The sequence below is a fragment of the Psychroflexus maritimus genome (genome assembly GCF_011089875.1).
Lineage (GTDB): Bacteria > Bacteroidota > Bacteroidia > Flavobacteriales > Flavobacteriaceae > Psychroflexus > Psychroflexus maritimus.
This window is the reverse complement of record NZ_JAANAS010000032.1, coordinates 1-14,578: the sequence shown is the minus strand read 5'-3', so window position 1 is coordinate 14,578 and position 14,578 is coordinate 1. Positions and strand designations below refer to the sequence as shown.

Sequence of the window (14,578 nt, the reverse complement as noted above, 5' to 3'; positions counted from 1 at the left end):
TTAATTATTAAATTACAAAAATAAATTAAATTTACCTATAAAAAGCAGAACAAATAAAAATAACTTAATACTTTAGCCATAAAATTAAAAAAAATGAAAAAAAAAGTAGCATTCTTTCTACAATTAATAATTTTACCTTTCTCGCTTTTGATTGCTCAAGAAGAAGGTGAGGTGGTTATTTCTGAAGAACATCTTCAAGAGCTAGCCATTAAACTCTACGAACTAAAAAAAGCAAGGTCCTCTGATAACATAGATACCTTTCAAATTTCTGAAGACAAATTGAAAAATCAACTTTTAGAGAAAGAAAACTATAGCATTTCTTCAACTGAAACGAACGAAAAAAAAACAGAAAAAAATTCTACCATTGAAACGAATGAAAATCAAGTAAATTTAAGATCAAGTAGTATTTCTTCTGAGGAAAATGCAAAACAATTAAATTCTCAAGAAATGAAAGATTTTTTGCAAGTTATTGAGAATTTCAACGAAAATCAAACCAATCAAAATCAAGAATTATTAAGAGAGTTTAGCGTATTACGTAGAGAAATTGAACAATTAAAGCAACAACAGCCAGAAGTTAGGGTTTTAAATGGAAAAAGCGATGAAGTTGTGGTAAGAACACAACAAAGAAATATTAGGACTCCCCAAGGCGTTATTGTTCAGCGAAGCACAACAGTTGATACTACCCAAAACAAAGAAGTGCTTTCTCGCCTAGACAGCTTGCAAGCTGAATTACAACAAAGCGACTCACTGCAAATTAAAGCAAGCCCAAGATCAAAAATAGATGAAGAAATGATTCGATTAAAGAATCAAGTTTATTTGCTTCATGCAAAAATTGATCAACTTATTTCAATTAATAAAGACAGTTTAGGGAGTAATTCAACTGCTCGAGTAACTCAACTAAATCAGAATAAACTTACAGACACCATTTCTATTAAAGAACAAATTGAAAACGAAAGAGACCGCATATACAAAGAATTAAAAGAAAAATACAAAGGCTTTAAAGAAGTTGTTTATTTTGATAATAACTCAACTGAACTAAAAGATAACTACGCTAGCTTAGTTAATGAATTAAAAGAATTGCTGAAAAAGGAAGATCAAATTGACTTGATGATTTCTGGTTTTGCTAGTAAAACAGGGGCTAAAGAATACAACCAGCAGGTTTCAATGAAACGGGCTCACGAATTAAAGAAACAACTTATGCATAAAGGGGTTTCTCCAAACCGGATTTTAACCGATTACAAAGGAATTGACAATGAAGCTTCTTCCTTGGCCGAAGCTAGACGTGTAGAGGTTAGATTAATTATAAGGAGGTAGCTTCTTTGAATGAGTTAAGCCCAGTAATTAAATTGATGTCATTTAACAATAAAGCCAAATAAACTTGTTTGTTTATTTGGCTTTATTGTAAGGTAAAAAGTCTAGCTATTTAATTATAACTCTTGTAGAGCTTGAAGATGTTTTGGTATCAATTTTTAACAGGTATGTTCCGGAGCTTAAATTTGATTCAACAGCTTCATTAGCTTGTATTTTTTGCAGATGAACTCTTTTTCCTTGCATAGTAAATAGTTGAATATTTGCTTTTTCTTCTAATCCTTCTATAAAAAATCTTCCATCAGCTGAAGGATTGGGGTAAATACTGAAACTTTGCTGATTAAAATCTTCGGCAGACATAGGGTTATTCCATACTTGGTCTTGCTTATCACCAAAAACATAATCTACTAATTCAGGTAAATCTATAAATGGATTTCGATTTCTTTGCCAATTCCAAGCTAAGTTGTTTCTATTCATTTCAAAATCATCTGGCGGGTCTAGTTCATGCCAATCTAGCATAGTAGTTAAATCTCCAAGTTGACCGTTTTGTGTTTCAGTAGGAAAACCTTCTACTAGTTCAAGTCCATTGTACCTCATAGCCATGTAAAAAGCAGAACGCGAGACATCACCATAAAAGCTACCTTGATTTCCTGAAGGACCAGTATATTGACCAATATGTTTATTCCCACGCACAGTATTTTCGGTAGCATCGGCTACTCTTAATGAGTGAATATCTGAATAGCCATGCCTTAATGAATCAACACTGGTAATTTGCCAACTATTAATTCCTGTAGAAAAATCATCAAAATCACCATAAGAAGAAAAACCACCTCTTGATTGGGGAAACACATGTTCACGATTCCATCTTCCAACTCCACTTGAAGTTCGTTGTCTTAAAAATTTTTGTTCAGGAGATTCCGTGTAAATTCGCCATACTTGATTTGAGTTTTTAGGGTTTTGATCTAATTCATTAAGCATTCCCCAAACATCTTCATAAGGATGAATTCTTACTACGCCTTCTTCAGCTATTATGTCTTTTAATGCTTGCTTGAGTTCTTCTCCAGATTTTCCATCCAAACCATCATAATATCCTTGTGGAATAGCTTTTTGAACTAAACCATAAGTAGGTTCTGCAGGTGTTCCGTAAGGAGAAACAAAAAAATCTGCGTCTAATACCCATACTTGAATATTATTATTATTTTTCATGTAAGTGGTTTGGTCAAGAGGCAGCATGGAGATAATCATTAACTCATCATCTTCAGGCTGATTATCCAAAAGCATATCAATTGTTGTTGAAGCTGAAGTTTCTCCAAAAGGAATAGTTACACTTGTTTCGCCATCAAAATCATTTTGAATAAAATCATCATTTGCTAATGTAAAATCAATAACCAAGTCTTCTTCAACGGGAAAATCGGTTTCAAATTCTATTTCGATAATATCTCCTTCTTCAATAATAGCTTCATTAAACTTAATAGCTACCCCATTAAGTGTAACACCTGAACCATCGTTTAAGGCTCTTGGTGTGGGTTCAGCTATAACCCAATCGCCTTCATTATTACGTTGTATAGACTCAAAATCTTTACTCCCATTAAGGTTTTCGTCAAGATGTTCTGTTTCTCCCATTAAATCAAGAAGGGTCTGACTTGGCGGATTATTTACACTATAAACTAATGCGTCAATTAAGTTTGTCGTTGTAGCTTGAGTTCCTTCAGAAAAATCGGCTGAGGAACCTGTGTATATTCCAAATGCTGCGTTTCCGTTAAGAATTGAATTAGTAGGAATATAATGATTAGGCACTGGTGATAACTCGGGGCCACCTATTGTAAAAAGTCCATTTACATCAGTTTCAAAATCATCTAAATCTAAAGCCCAATAAACTTCGTTGTTTCCAAAGTTAGATCCATTGAAATGAACCAATACGTATCCATCTAAAGCAGTGAAAGAATTTGGTGTTTTTAATTCAATAAACTCCATATCGTCAATACCTGGTGTGTCGGCATCTACTTCGTTTATGATAACCTGTGCGTTTGTAAAGCCATAAAAAAATAGGCCTATCAATAAAATTATATTTTTCATTAATATAGGGGTATATTTTGCAAATATAAGAAATTCAAAATATCTAAAATGTTAAGGTATTATCTTAAAGGGAAGAATTAATTACTTTTTAATTAAAAACAGGTGATTTAAAGAATACTTCGTTTAACACAAATGCAAAATTAGGCTGATATACAGGAAAAACACTAGCCTTCAAAATAGACTTGTCATTCGTTATGAAACAAAGTCAAAGAAGCATTCTTGTCTAAAAAAAAACAGCCTAACAAACTTTAAATTTGATGTCAGGCTGAAACTATTTTAGAGAATTAAGCGAAGTTCTTATCGAGTTAACTTTTTATACTTAATCCGTTTAGGCATTAAATCTCCTCCCAATCGTTTCTTTTTATTCTCTTCATAATCACTAAAACTTCCTTCAAAGAAATAAACTTGTGAGTCGCCTTCAAAGGCTAAAATATGTGTACAAATTCGATCTAAGAACCAACGGTCGTGAGAAATTACTGCAGCACATCCAGCAAAATTATCAAGCCCTTCTTCTAAGGCTCGAAGCGTATTTACATCTAAATCATTAGTAGGCTCATCCAGTAATAATACGTTACCTTCTTCCTTCAGTGTCATGGCTAAATGAAGTCGGTTTCGCTCACCTCCAGAAAGGGTTTCTACTTTTTTATTTTGTTCGCTACCGCTAAAGTTAAATCGACTTAAATAGGCTCTGGAGTTTACCTTTCTTCCACCCATCATAATAAGTTCTTGCCCGTCACTAAAATTTTCCCAGATGGTTTTTTGTGGATTTATATTAGAATGTGCTTGATCAACATAAGCAATTTTTGCAGTTTCTCCTACGTCAAAACTTCCTCCATCAGGTTGTTCTTCGCCCATAATCATTCTAAAAATGGTAGTTTTACCTGCTCCGTTAGGACCAATAATTCCAACTATACCTGCTTGTGGCAAACTGAAATTTAAATCGTCATACAATAATTTATCTCCATAAGCCTTGCTTACACCTTTGGCATCAATCACGTTGGTTCCTAATCGTGGGCCATTAGGAATATAAATTTCTAAATTATCGTCTAGTTTCTGTTGGTCTTGGTTGAGTAATTTGTCATAATTCTTCAACCTAGCTTTCTGTTTAGTTTGTCTTCCTTTAGGCGACATCCTTGCCCATTCTAGTTCGCGTTCAAGGTTCTTTTTTCGTTTGCTTTCTTGTTTTTGTTCTTGTTCTAAACGTTTAGATTTTTGCTCCAACCATGAAGAATAGTTTCCTTTCCAAGGAATGCCTTCGCCCCGGTCTAATTCTAAAATCCAGCCTGCCACATTATCTAAGAAATACCTATCATGAGTTACCGCAATTACAGTTCCTTTATAAGATTGAAGATGATGCTCAAGCCAATGAACAGACTCTGCGTCTAAATGATTAGTAGGTTCATCTAGAAGAAGCACATCTGGTTCTTGAAGCAACAATCTACACAAGGCTACTCGTCTTCGTTCACCTCCTGAAAGCACGCCAATTTTTTTATCGGATGGAGGTGTTCTTAGGGCGTCCATCGCTAATTCTAACTTATTGTCTAGTTCCCAAGCGTTAGTGGCATCAATTTTATCTTGCAAAACGGCCTGTCTATCCATCAATTTTTGCATTTTATCTGGATTTTCATAGACTTCAGGCAATCCAAAATCGTCATTAATTTTATTGTATTCGTCAAGAATAGCCACCGTTTCTGCTGCTCCTTCTTTTACGATTTCCAGTACGGTTTTTTCATTATCTAATTCGGGTTCTTGCGCTAAAAAACCAACGGAATAATCCTGGGAAAACACAACGTCACCTCTAAAGTTAGTCTCTTTACCTGCAATAATTTTCATCAAAGTAGATTTCCCTGAACCATTGAGCCCTAGGATTCCTATTTTAGCTCCGTAGAAAAAGCTAAGATGAATATTATTTAAAACAGGTTTTGATGCCCCTGGGAAAGTTTTTGTTACTCCCGACATCGAAAAAATAATCTTCTTATCGTCTGCCATTTTTTTTAATTTTTATTTGCTAATTTTAACTCCCATTGCCATGCACTTTTTAAGGCATCAGCAAGATTGTATTTTGTTTTCCAGCCCAATTCTTGATTGGCTTTTGTGGTTTCTGCATAGGCGGCAATCACATCGCCAGGTCTTCGGTCTGCAAATTGCCAAGCCAGTTTTTGTGCAGCAACTTTTTCAAAAGTAGTGATAACTTCTAAAACCGAATTTCCTTTTCCTGTACCTAAATTAAACACTTCAAAATTAGATTTATTTTTATTCTTCATCAAACGTTCTAGAGCAACAATATGAGCTTCAGCTAAATCTACTACGTGAATATAATCTCTAATACAAGTTCCGTCTTCGGTTGGATAATCCTTTCCAAAAACCGAAAGCTTTTCTCTTTTTCCAACGGCGGTTTGTGTAATAAAAGGAATTAAATTTTGAGGAACTCCAATGGGTAATTCGCCTATTTCAGTAGAAGGATGAGCCCCTATTGGATTAAAATAACGCAAGGCAATAGCTTTCATTTCAGGGTTAACTTTAGTGCTATCTTTAATGATCTCCTCCCCTATTTGCTTGGTGTTTCCATAAGGCGACTCGGCAGGTTTTACCGGAGCATCTTCTGTAATTGGTAACTCATCGGCTTGACCATAAACTGTACACGATGAGCTAAATATAAAATTTTGATGCTCTAATGCTTTAACCTCTTTAAGTAAATGAACTAATGCATTAATGTTATTTTCATAATACAAAAGTGGGTTCTCAACACTCTCGCCTACCGCCTTAGAAGCTGCAAAATGAATTACGCCTTGTATAGCTTGGTTTTTTTCAAAAAACTCACGTAATTTGATTTTATCTCTAACATCTAATTTAGTAAAATTGGGAGTTACTGAAGTTATCTTTGTTATTCCCTCTAAAACACTGATGGATGAATTTGATAAATTATCAATAATTAAAACTTCATAGCCTTTTTCAATCAAAGCCACAACAGTATGTGATCCTATAAATCCTAAACCACCTGTAACTAATATTTTCATTGGTTTTTATTTTAATTCTTTAAATCGCAGTTACAAAAGTTAATCAATAAATCCTAAAAACTGAAATACTTAAAGATTACTGATTATTATTTCTAAAATAGAATGGCTACAATCATCATTTTACTTTTTTGAAAAGCAGAAAAATCATTCCCTATTGAATGAAGATAGAAAATCTATGTTTCATTTTAATAAGGATTTGAGTAACATTTATTTTAAAGAGGTAAATTTACTAAAATTGATAATCACTTTGCGTACAAAATGAGAAAAAGAAGTAAAAACCTCTTGAAAATTTACTTTGTTCCGTAAATTTGCAAACTCAAAACTTTACTATGAATACAAGTATCAGAATTTTTAAAATTGTTAGCTTTTTAGAAGCTATTTCTTTTTTACTTTTATTATTTATTGCTATGCCACTTAAATACATTTGGGATATGCCGGAATATGTAAGAGTAGTTGGAATGGCGCACGGAATTTTATTTGTTATGTATTTGTTTGGGGCCTATTGGATGTATGAAAAGCTCAATTGGACTTTCAAAGTTTTAGGAATTGTTATGCTGTGTTCGGTTTTGCCTTTTGGTCCTTTTTACGCTGATAAAAAGTATTTGCCAAATGTTTAATTTAGAAAATATCTAAAGCTACCCCAAGCAAATAGGCGTTGACCAACATGAACATAAAAGCAGGTAAAGTCTGTGGTAATGGATCTTTGATATAAATTCGAGTTGCTGTTCCTAGCATCATAAGCAAAAACAATCCTCCGGAAGCCACTACATAAAGGGGTGGAAAATACAATCCGCCAATAAGACCTAAGCCTCCTATAATTTCTAAAGAGCCAACTACTATTCTAAATTTTTGCAGACCATAGCGATTAAACTCTAACTTCATGTGTTCAGTAGTTAATGACCTTACTCCATAAATCACAAATGAAAATGCTGAAAAAATTGTCAATGCTGTAAATAAGTTCATTAGTTGAAAGATATGATTAATTCCTGAAGGAGCTAAGTAAAATTATAGGTGAATATTTCATTTAAAAATCGAATTAACCGGCATCCATTTTTGAGTGGATTGATACCAAATTTCTTCGCCTTTAATTTGAAGAGGGCTGTCTAAATTATTAGTATATAAACTGCCCGTTCCAAGTCCTTGAGGCATACTTACATTTTTGGTATAGGTAAATTGAGCAATTGCATTAAGACCGATATTACTTTCTAAAGCGCTTGTTATCCACCAGCCAATATTCCTTTCTTCAGCAAGTTTAATCCATTCTTCACTTCCTTGAAAACCTCCAATTAAACTCGGTTTAAGGATGATGAATTGCGGACGAATTTGATCCAGCATTTGCTTTTTATCCGCCTGATTAAAAACACCAATAAGCTCTTCGTCTAAAGCAATAGGCAATGGAGTTTTTGCGCATAATGTTTTCATTTCTTGGTACTGCTTAACAGCAATAGGCTGTTCTATGCTATGTAAATTGAATTCATTTAGTTGTTGAATTTTCGTCAATGCCTCATCAGGATGAAAAGCTCCGTTAGCATCTACCCGTAATTCAATTTTTTCAGCTGAAAAATGAGTTCTGATTTGTTTTAATAATTGAATTTCTTTTTCAAAATCAATAGCCCCTATTTTCATTTTTATACAACTGAAGCCTTGGTTTATTTTTTCTTGAATTTGTTCTTTCATGAACTCAAATTCTCCCATCCAGATCAGTCCGTTAATTTTCATTCCTTCTTTACTTTCAGAAAATTTTGATGAAAACAACTGAAAAGCATCATTTGTTTTTTGATGTGCCTTCAACGAGCGAAAAGCTGTTTCTAAGCCAAATTGAATAGAAGGAAATTCAATCAATTGAGCAAGTAATTCAGCTTCACCTAAATGAATATGTGCGCAAGTCCACTTAAGTTTCTCTTCATAATCAAGTCGGTCATCAATAGATAGACCCCGTAAAATCCCACATTCTCCAATGCCAAAATTAGCTCCTTCAGACAACTGAATAAACCAAGTTTCTTTGGTTTTTAAAACTCCTCTTGAAGTTCCGCTTGGGCGTTTAAAATCTAAAACGTACTTAGAATACTTTGCTTTCATGCATTGATTTTGAACAAATGTAAAGGTTTATGAATTCATTTTTTCATAGAGAAATACTAAGGTTTTGCGGGTTACTCTTGAAAAAGCAAGTATTTATCTGCTAATTCACCTTCAATTACGTTCCCTTCAAGGTCCAATTGACGTAATCTATTTTCTTCAACCTTATAAAGTTTTGCTTGTTCGCCGTCAGGAATACCCTGAAGTTCAACAAATTGACCATCAATCCACTTGAAATTACCGCGTTTAGTGTTTTTAATCTCCTCTTCTTTACCAATGTGGATGGTAGTCAAAACATAAGTTTCATCATAATTCAAGCTGATTGAAGTTTGAATATAAGCGCAACTAGCACAGGGTAATTCGCCGTGATAAGTCCCTCCCCAATCTAAAGAATTTTGAGAGTTAGCACTATAATTTGATGAAGATTCTTCTACCGATTCTACTGAATTATTAGTTTGATTTACTTGATTGTTTTCTTTCGGGGTTTCTTTGCAAGAAAATGAGAGCGCAAAAGCAACAACTAAAATTCCTAAGCTATTTTTTTTCATGTTTTTGTTTTGGGCAAAGATAAGTGAAGTATTTTATATCAGTTAAAATTACCACGATAAAAGGTTTTTTTTTACTTTACAAAAAATTCAAAAAAACTGGTTTTATACTTCAAATTGAGTCATCTCAAAGTTAGTAAAAATCATTTTTCTTTTTCAACTTCTGGAACCGGATCGTAACCACTACTGCCCCAGGGGTGACATTTAGAAATACGCTTCAAACTTAACCAAAAACCTTTGAATGGTCCGTGTTTTTGGATAGCTTCTACACTATAAGCAGAGCAGGTTGGAGCAAACCGACAACTTGAAGGTGTAAAAGGCGAAATCGCATACTGATAAATTCGAATGACAAAAACCATCAATTTCTTCAGTAGCTTGTACATGAATAAGGGCTTAAGATTTAATACTAAACTCGGTTTTGCCTTGGGCGTCTTTTAACTCAATACCCATTTCAATAAGCTGATTTCTAATTTTATCGCTCGTTGCAAAGTCTTTATTTGCTCTTGCTTTATTTCTCAAATCGATGAGCATTTCAACAAGTTCAGATACTTTTGTTTCTCCCGTAGAGGTTTGTTGCACATCCGATTGATTTTTATGAATCCCCATTACTTCAAAAACAAAATCGCCTATAACCTGCTCCAATTTTGTAGCATCCTTCTGGGTCAATTCAGCTTTTCCTGCTTTTACCGAATTAATTAACTTAACTGCATCAAACAAATGAGCGATTAAAACAGGGCTGTTAAAATCGTCATTCATAGCATCAAAACACTTTTGTTCAAAGGCATCTACATCAAAACTAGATTGCTCTGAAAATGGAAGCTGACTAATATTCTTGTAAGCCTCCATTAAACGGTAAAAGCCTTTTTCAGCGGCCTGAAGTGCTTCATCAGAAAAGTCTAAAACGCTTCTGTAATGTGCTTGTAACATAAAAAAGCGAGCTACAGCAGGCGAATAAGCTTTAGAAAGATTGGGGTTATTACCTGTAAAAATTTCCTCTGGTAAAATATTATTCCCCGTACTTTTTGCCATTTTCTTACCATTCAAAGTAAGCATGTTGGCGTGCATCCAAAAATTCACTGGCTCTTCTCCCGTAGAAGCTTTACCTTGAGCTATTTCACATTCGTGGTGAGGAAATTTTAAATCCATTCCGCCACCGTGAATATCAAATCGATTACCTAAATACTTCGTGCTCATAGCCGTACATTCTAAATGCCAACCAGGAAAACCAATTCCCCAAGGTGAGGGCCAGCGCATAATGTGTTGTGGTTCAGCTTTTTTCCATAGCGCAAAATCTTGTGGATTTTTCTTTTCAGATTGTCCTGTAAGATCTCTAGTATTAGCCATTAATTCTTCTACTTTCCTACCACTTAAAATACCGTATTCTTCAGTTTCATTGTACTTCAGCACATCAAAGTAAACACTTCCGTTAAATTCGTAGGCAAGGCCTTTATCAATAATCGATTTCACGATTTCAATTTGCTCAATAATATGCCCGGTTGCAGTTGGCTCAATGCTAGGCGGATGATTATTAAATGTAGCAAGAATTTGGTGAAAATCAACTGTGTATTTCTGAACAATTTCCATGGGTTCAAGCGACTCTAATCTTGCTTTTTTGGCAATTCTATCTTCACCTTCCTCAGCATCGTTTTCCAAGTGACCCGCATCAGTAATATTTCTAACGTATCTAACTTTATAATCTAAGTATTTAAGGTACCTAAAAACTAAATCGAATGAAATAAAAGTTCTACAATTCCCTAAATGTACCTTATTGTAAACGGTAGGTCCACAAACATACATTCCAATATTGCCGGGAGTGATGCTTGTTAACTTCTCTTTTTCGCCAGTTAAGGAATTGTAAATCTTCAAGGCTTGATGCTGGTAATTTGGCATTCTTTGTTGTTTTAAAAAACAGTATCTAGTTTAATATAGTCTAAAAATTCTTTTTTGGTTTCTTTTTCTTTGAACTTTCCACCAAACTCACTTGTAATCGTAGAGCTTTCAATATCTCTAATACCACGACTATTTACGCACAGGTGTTTAGCATCAATAACACAGGCCACATCTTCTGTTCCTAGAGCTTCTTGTAATTCTTTTACAATTTGCATAGTAAGGCGTTCTTGAACCTGAGGACGTTTAGCGTAATAATCAACAATACGATTCATTTTAGAAAGTCCAATTACCCTTCCGCTAGAAATATAAGCAACATGTGCTCTACCAACAATAGGTAAAAGATGGTGCTCACAAGTAGAATATAAGGTAATGTTTTTTTCTACTAGCATTTCTCCGTAATTGTATTTATTTTCGAAGGTAGAGGCTTTGGGCTTGTTTTTTGGATCTAAGCCAGAAAATATTTCTTTCACGTACATTTTAGCCACGCGTTTAGGCGTTCCGCTTAAGCTATCATCATTTAGGTCTAAGCCTAAGGTGTGCATAATTTCTTGTACGTTTTGGATAATTTTATCCATTTTTTCATCATCTGGTACTTCAAAGGCATTTTCTCTCATTGGAGTGTTTGTAGAAGTACCTACGTGATTATCTCCCATTTCTTCAATTTCTTTCAATTTTTCATCAATTTCCATAACTTCTAGCAATTTTTTTTAACAGCAAATATAAATTAATTCGATAGCTAAGTGCTTATTTAATTGTTATAGTTATTTTAAATTGCAATATTAAGACTATATTAAATTTTATTCATAGTTTTATACCGAAATTTTAAAATTTGTTTTCAATGAAATGTTTTTCAAAACACAGCCTTTTAATCATTCTATTCTTAAGCGTTTTTGTTGGTTTTGGACAACCAAAGAACGCGATTAAAATAAATACTAGTAACGTAATGAGTTTTTTCTCTGAGCGATATGGAAATGAAGCCAAAGAAATTTATACCTCTAAACCGGAGGTAATTGATGAGATGAAAGAGTTCTTAACAACAAATATTTATTTAGTTCAAAATAGGAAAACACCAAAACACATTAAAAATAAGCTTTCAGATTATCCTATAATTTCAAAAAAATCCTATAGAACTGAAAAGTTTTTACCGACCAAGTTTAATCCATTTAAGTATGGATTAGAACAACTAACTGAAAAAACAATCATTCACATAGATGATACCAATTATGTAGTAATTGTAGAACCAAACAAATAAAAATGATGAATAAAAATTACATTTATATATTTTTTAGTTTACTTGTACAATTTGGTTTTTCACAAAACTTCACATTTGAAGATGGAGAGACCGCTACTACTTGTGATGGGGTATTGAATGACAATGGTGGAGGCCCAGGAGGAACAATTGAAACCACTCCTAATGAACAAATTTTTACACTATGTCCTGATGGAGATGATTTGAGAGTAGTTTTAGAATTTACAACCTTTTTTATTGATAATAGTTCGGGTAATTATTTTGAAATTCATGACGGTGATGATCCTGATAATGATCCACTGATTGGAAGTTTTTTAGGCACTTTAAATGCTAACGATGAGCTTTCTGATGGTATTGTAGCATCAGACTTTAATTCATCTGGTTGTTTAACTATTGTAATGGATATAAATTCAGCGGGAATCCCAGGTTTTGAATCAGGCTTTGAAGCAGACATTTCCTGCCAAGTACCATGTCAAATAATTTTTCCTGAAATTTTAGATGTACAGCCAAGCGAAATTTCTGACGACACATATATTACAGGTTTTTCTGAAGAAATAACCTTTACTGGAGGAGGTGATTTTAGTGATGATTTTTCAGAAGGAGCAGTTTATGAGTGGGACTTTGGTGATGGTAATACTGCTACTGGTCAAGTAGTCACACATACTTACGCGTCTTTAGGCGAATATCAGGTAACGCTTTCAGTTACTGATGCAAATGGTTGCGAAAATGTAGAAGTAGTTCAAACTAATGTTAGCGTTACATTTGATGCTGGAGAAGCACCCTCAGGTTGCCCTAATGTAGAAACTGAAATCACTACAACCAACATTGATTATGAATGCTATGATGGTGAACCAGAGACAGTAAGTATAGAAGCTGATTTTTTAGAAACAGGACTAACAGATCAATATAGAGTAGAAAGTATCGATTATAATCCACCATTTCCTTATGAGGGTTTATCTAACCCTATATCTGTAAATACCGATGATGTATGGTCCCCTAACATCCAACTCCCATTTGACTTTTGTTATTTTGGTGATGTGCAAACCGAAATTAAAGTAGGTTCTAATGGTATTATCAGTTTTCAAAACCCATCTGGAACTAACCTATGGGATCTTCAAGATTCAAACCCAATTCCAGACAATGTTGAAGCTATGAATGACGCAAACATTATGTTGAATCATGACATGAATCCAGCAGTGAATAATTCAGACACTGAAATAGCCTGGGAAATCATAGGTGAAGCCCCATGTAGAACATTTGTTGTAAGTTTTAAAGATGTAGCTTTTTTTTCATGTACAGAAAAAAAATCAACTTTTATGATTGTTTTGTACGAAACTACTAATGCAATAGATTTTTATATTGAAAACAAACCAAATGGGTGTTCATGGAATAGTGATTTGGCGGTATTAGGAATTCAAAATGATAGTGCCAATCAAGGATATGCTCCACCTAATAGAAACTTGGGGTCATGGAATGCCCAAAATGAAGCATGGAGGTTTGTGCCAGATGGTGAACCTAATTATGAATTTCAATGGCTTGACCAAGATGGTAACTTTTTTTCAGATGAAGAAATCATTAACGTTCCTGTAATTGATGAAGATTTTTATACTGCAGAAATAGTTTACACTAACTGTAATGGTGATGTAATAGAAGAAACTTCAGAATCTAGTATTGAGTTAGAGTACGCTTTTGAAGTTTTAACCGAAGTTGAGTTTGGCTTTTGTGAAGGAGATTCTAATACAATAACATCAGAAATTATTCCTTTTATTGATGAAGGGTTTAATTATAACAATCTAAACTATCAGTGGTTTAAAGACAATGAAGTTATTGAAGGAGAAACAGAAGAAGAACTACTGGTAGATGAAGAAGGTACTTATACAGTTACGGTAAGCAAAGACAACAACCTCAGCTGTAACGAATCAAGTAGCACGATTGTTGAAGTATATAAACGTCCTGAGGTTGAAGATTCTAGTAATGTAGAAGATTTTGAATTATGTGGCGATTTTACTTTCTCTCAAAGCTTTGATTTAACTCAAAATAATGAAAATACATTAGGTTTAGAAAGTCCAGAAAATGTTAATACCACGTATTATTTAACTGAAGCAGATGCTGATGAGGGTATTAATAGTATTGAAAACCCAGAAAATTACAATCTACCTTTTGGGGTTGATGAACAGACCATTTTTATTCGTCTACAAAACACCCCCGAAACAGGAGGATGCGCTGAATTATATTCATTTAATATTAAACTACTTAACGTAGAAATAGGCACAACTCCTATTCCTGATATTGAAGAATGTGAATCTAATTTTGAAAACGGAGAAGTATTTTTTGACCTGACTCAACAAAATGAATTAGTTTTAGGGCCTAATCAAACTATCCAAGATTACAGCATCTCTTACTTTGAAGATTTAGCA

The 14,578-nt window shown here is 33.8% G+C and carries 13 protein-coding genes; 4 read left to right on the top strand and 9 right to left on the bottom strand.

Going from position 1 to position 14,578, the window contains the following annotated elements; translation table 11 throughout:
* Positions 1-93 precede the first annotated feature (93 nt).
* Positions 94-1,314: an OmpA family protein gene (locus G7034_RS02555; RefSeq protein ID WP_166399396.1), complete on the top strand. Its 1,221-nt coding sequence runs from the start codon at positions 94-96 to the stop codon at positions 1,312-1,314.
* A gap of 105 nt (positions 1,315-1,419) precedes the next feature.
* Here the strand turns inward: G7034_RS02555 and G7034_RS02550 are convergent, their stop codons facing one another.
* The 3 genes from G7034_RS02550 to galE all read right to left on the bottom strand — a co-directional run bounded on the left by G7034_RS02550 (position 1,420) and on the right by galE (position 6,401).
* The gene (locus G7034_RS02550; protein WP_166399395.1) at positions 1,420-3,384 is read right to left on the bottom strand and encodes an endonuclease; all 1,965 of its coding nucleotides are present in this window, start codon (positions 3,382-3,384) and stop codon (positions 1,420-1,422) included.
* 297 nt (positions 3,385-3,681) lie between these two features.
* Positions 3,682-5,373 (bottom strand): energy-dependent translational throttle protein EttA, encoded by a 1,692-nt coding sequence (ettA, locus tag G7034_RS02545; RefSeq protein ID WP_166399394.1) that lies wholly within the window; start codon positions 5,371-5,373, stop codon positions 3,682-3,684.
* Between the two features lie 5 nt (positions 5,374-5,378).
* Positions 5,379-6,401 carry a UDP-glucose 4-epimerase GalE gene (gene galE, locus G7034_RS02540; RefSeq protein WP_166399393.1) on the bottom strand — a complete coding sequence of 341 codons (1,023 nt, stop codon included), beginning with the start codon at positions 6,399-6,401 and terminating at the stop codon, positions 5,379-5,381.
* A 329-nt stretch (positions 6,402-6,730) separates the two neighbouring features.
* Between galE and G7034_RS02535 the strand changes: the two genes are divergently transcribed.
* Entirely contained in the window at positions 6,731-7,018 is a 288-nt protein-coding gene (locus tag G7034_RS02535; RefSeq protein ID WP_166399392.1) for a DUF3817 domain-containing protein, read from the top strand.
* A gap of 1 nt (position 7,019) precedes the next feature.
* On the opposite strand, the gene G7034_RS02530 is transcribed toward G7034_RS02535, so the two are convergent.
* The 6 genes from G7034_RS02530 to folE all read right to left on the bottom strand — a co-directional run bounded on the left by G7034_RS02530 (position 7,020) and on the right by folE (position 11,601).
* On the bottom strand, positions 7,020-7,364 hold the full coding sequence (locus G7034_RS02530) for a DoxX family protein (protein WP_166399391.1): 345 nt from the start codon (positions 7,362-7,364) through the stop codon (positions 7,020-7,022).
* 57 nt (positions 7,365-7,421) lie between these two features.
* Positions 7,422-8,480 carry an o-succinylbenzoate synthase gene (locus tag G7034_RS02525; RefSeq protein WP_166399390.1) on the bottom strand — a complete coding sequence of 353 codons (1,059 nt, stop codon included), beginning with the start codon at positions 8,478-8,480 and terminating at the stop codon, positions 7,422-7,424.
* A gap of 71 nt (positions 8,481-8,551) precedes the next feature.
* On the bottom strand, positions 8,552-9,025 hold the full coding sequence (locus G7034_RS02520; protein ID WP_166399389.1) for a copper resistance protein NlpE: 474 nt from the start codon (positions 9,023-9,025) through the stop codon (positions 8,552-8,554).
* A 140-nt stretch (positions 9,026-9,165) separates the two neighbouring features.
* Positions 9,166-9,405 (bottom strand): membrane protein insertion efficiency factor YidD, encoded by a 240-nt coding sequence (gene yidD, locus G7034_RS02515; protein ID WP_166399388.1) that lies wholly within the window; start codon positions 9,403-9,405, stop codon positions 9,166-9,168.
* Between the two features lie 10 nt (positions 9,406-9,415).
* Positions 9,416-10,912 carry a cysteine--tRNA ligase gene (gene cysS, locus G7034_RS02510; protein ID WP_166399387.1) on the bottom strand — a complete coding sequence of 499 codons (1,497 nt, stop codon included), beginning with the start codon at positions 10,910-10,912 and terminating at the stop codon, positions 9,416-9,418.
* An 11-nt stretch (positions 10,913-10,923) separates the two neighbouring features.
* Positions 10,924-11,601 (bottom strand): GTP cyclohydrolase I FolE, encoded by a 678-nt coding sequence (gene folE, locus G7034_RS02505; RefSeq protein WP_166399386.1) that lies wholly within the window; start codon positions 11,599-11,601, stop codon positions 10,924-10,926.
* Positions 11,602-11,750: 149 nt separating this feature from the next.
* Here folE and G7034_RS02500 point away from each other — a divergent pair, with 149 nt between their 5' ends.
* Together G7034_RS02500 and G7034_RS02495 are read left to right on the top strand one after the other, a co-directional pair.
* On the top strand, positions 11,751-12,164 hold the full coding sequence (locus G7034_RS02500; protein WP_166399385.1) for a hypothetical protein: 414 nt from the start codon (positions 11,751-11,753) through the stop codon (positions 12,162-12,164).
* A gap of 2 nt (positions 12,165-12,166) precedes the next feature.
* A partial coding sequence (locus G7034_RS02495; protein ID WP_166399384.1) for a PKD domain-containing protein occupies positions 12,167-14,578 on the top strand: 2,412 nt, incomplete at its 3' end.

What these genes read in the sequence shown, in the direction of transcription:
- G7034_RS02555 (WP_166399396.1), top strand. Translation starts at nt 94, where the DNA reads ATGAAAAAAAAAGTAGCATTCTTTCTACAATTAATAATTTTACCTTTC.
- G7034_RS02520 (WP_166399389.1), bottom strand. Translation starts at nt 9,025, where the DNA reads ATGAAAAAAAATAGCTTAGGAATTTTAGTTGTTGCTTTTGCGCTCTCA.
- folE (WP_166399386.1), bottom strand. Translation starts at nt 11,601, where the DNA reads ATGGAAATTGATGAAAAATTGAAAGAAATTGAAGAAATGGGAGATAAT.
- yidD (WP_166399388.1), bottom strand. Translation starts at nt 9,405, where the DNA reads ATGTACAAGCTACTGAAGAAATTGATGGTTTTTGTCATTCGAATTTAT.
- G7034_RS02500 (WP_166399385.1), top strand. Translation starts at nt 11,751, where the DNA reads ATGAAATGTTTTTCAAAACACAGCCTTTTAATCATTCTATTCTTAAGC.
- galE (WP_166399393.1), bottom strand. Translation starts at nt 6,401, where the DNA reads ATGAAAATATTAGTTACAGGTGGTTTAGGATTTATAGGATCACATACT.
- G7034_RS02530 (WP_166399391.1), bottom strand. Translation starts at nt 7,364, where the DNA reads ATGAACTTATTTACAGCATTGACAATTTTTTCAGCATTTTCATTTGTG.
- G7034_RS02550 (WP_166399395.1), bottom strand. Translation starts at nt 3,384, where the DNA reads ATGAAAAATATAATTTTATTGATAGGCCTATTTTTTTATGGCTTTACA.
- cysS (WP_166399387.1), bottom strand. Translation starts at nt 10,912, where the DNA reads ATGCCAAATTACCAGCATCAAGCCTTGAAGATTTACAATTCCTTAACT.
- G7034_RS02535 (WP_166399392.1), top strand. Translation starts at nt 6,731, where the DNA reads ATGAATACAAGTATCAGAATTTTTAAAATTGTTAGCTTTTTAGAAGCT.
- G7034_RS02525 (WP_166399390.1), bottom strand. Translation starts at nt 8,480, where the DNA reads ATGAAAGCAAAGTATTCTAAGTACGTTTTAGATTTTAAACGCCCAAGC.
- ettA (WP_166399394.1), bottom strand. Translation starts at nt 5,373, where the DNA reads ATGGCAGACGATAAGAAGATTATTTTTTCGATGTCGGGAGTAACAAAA.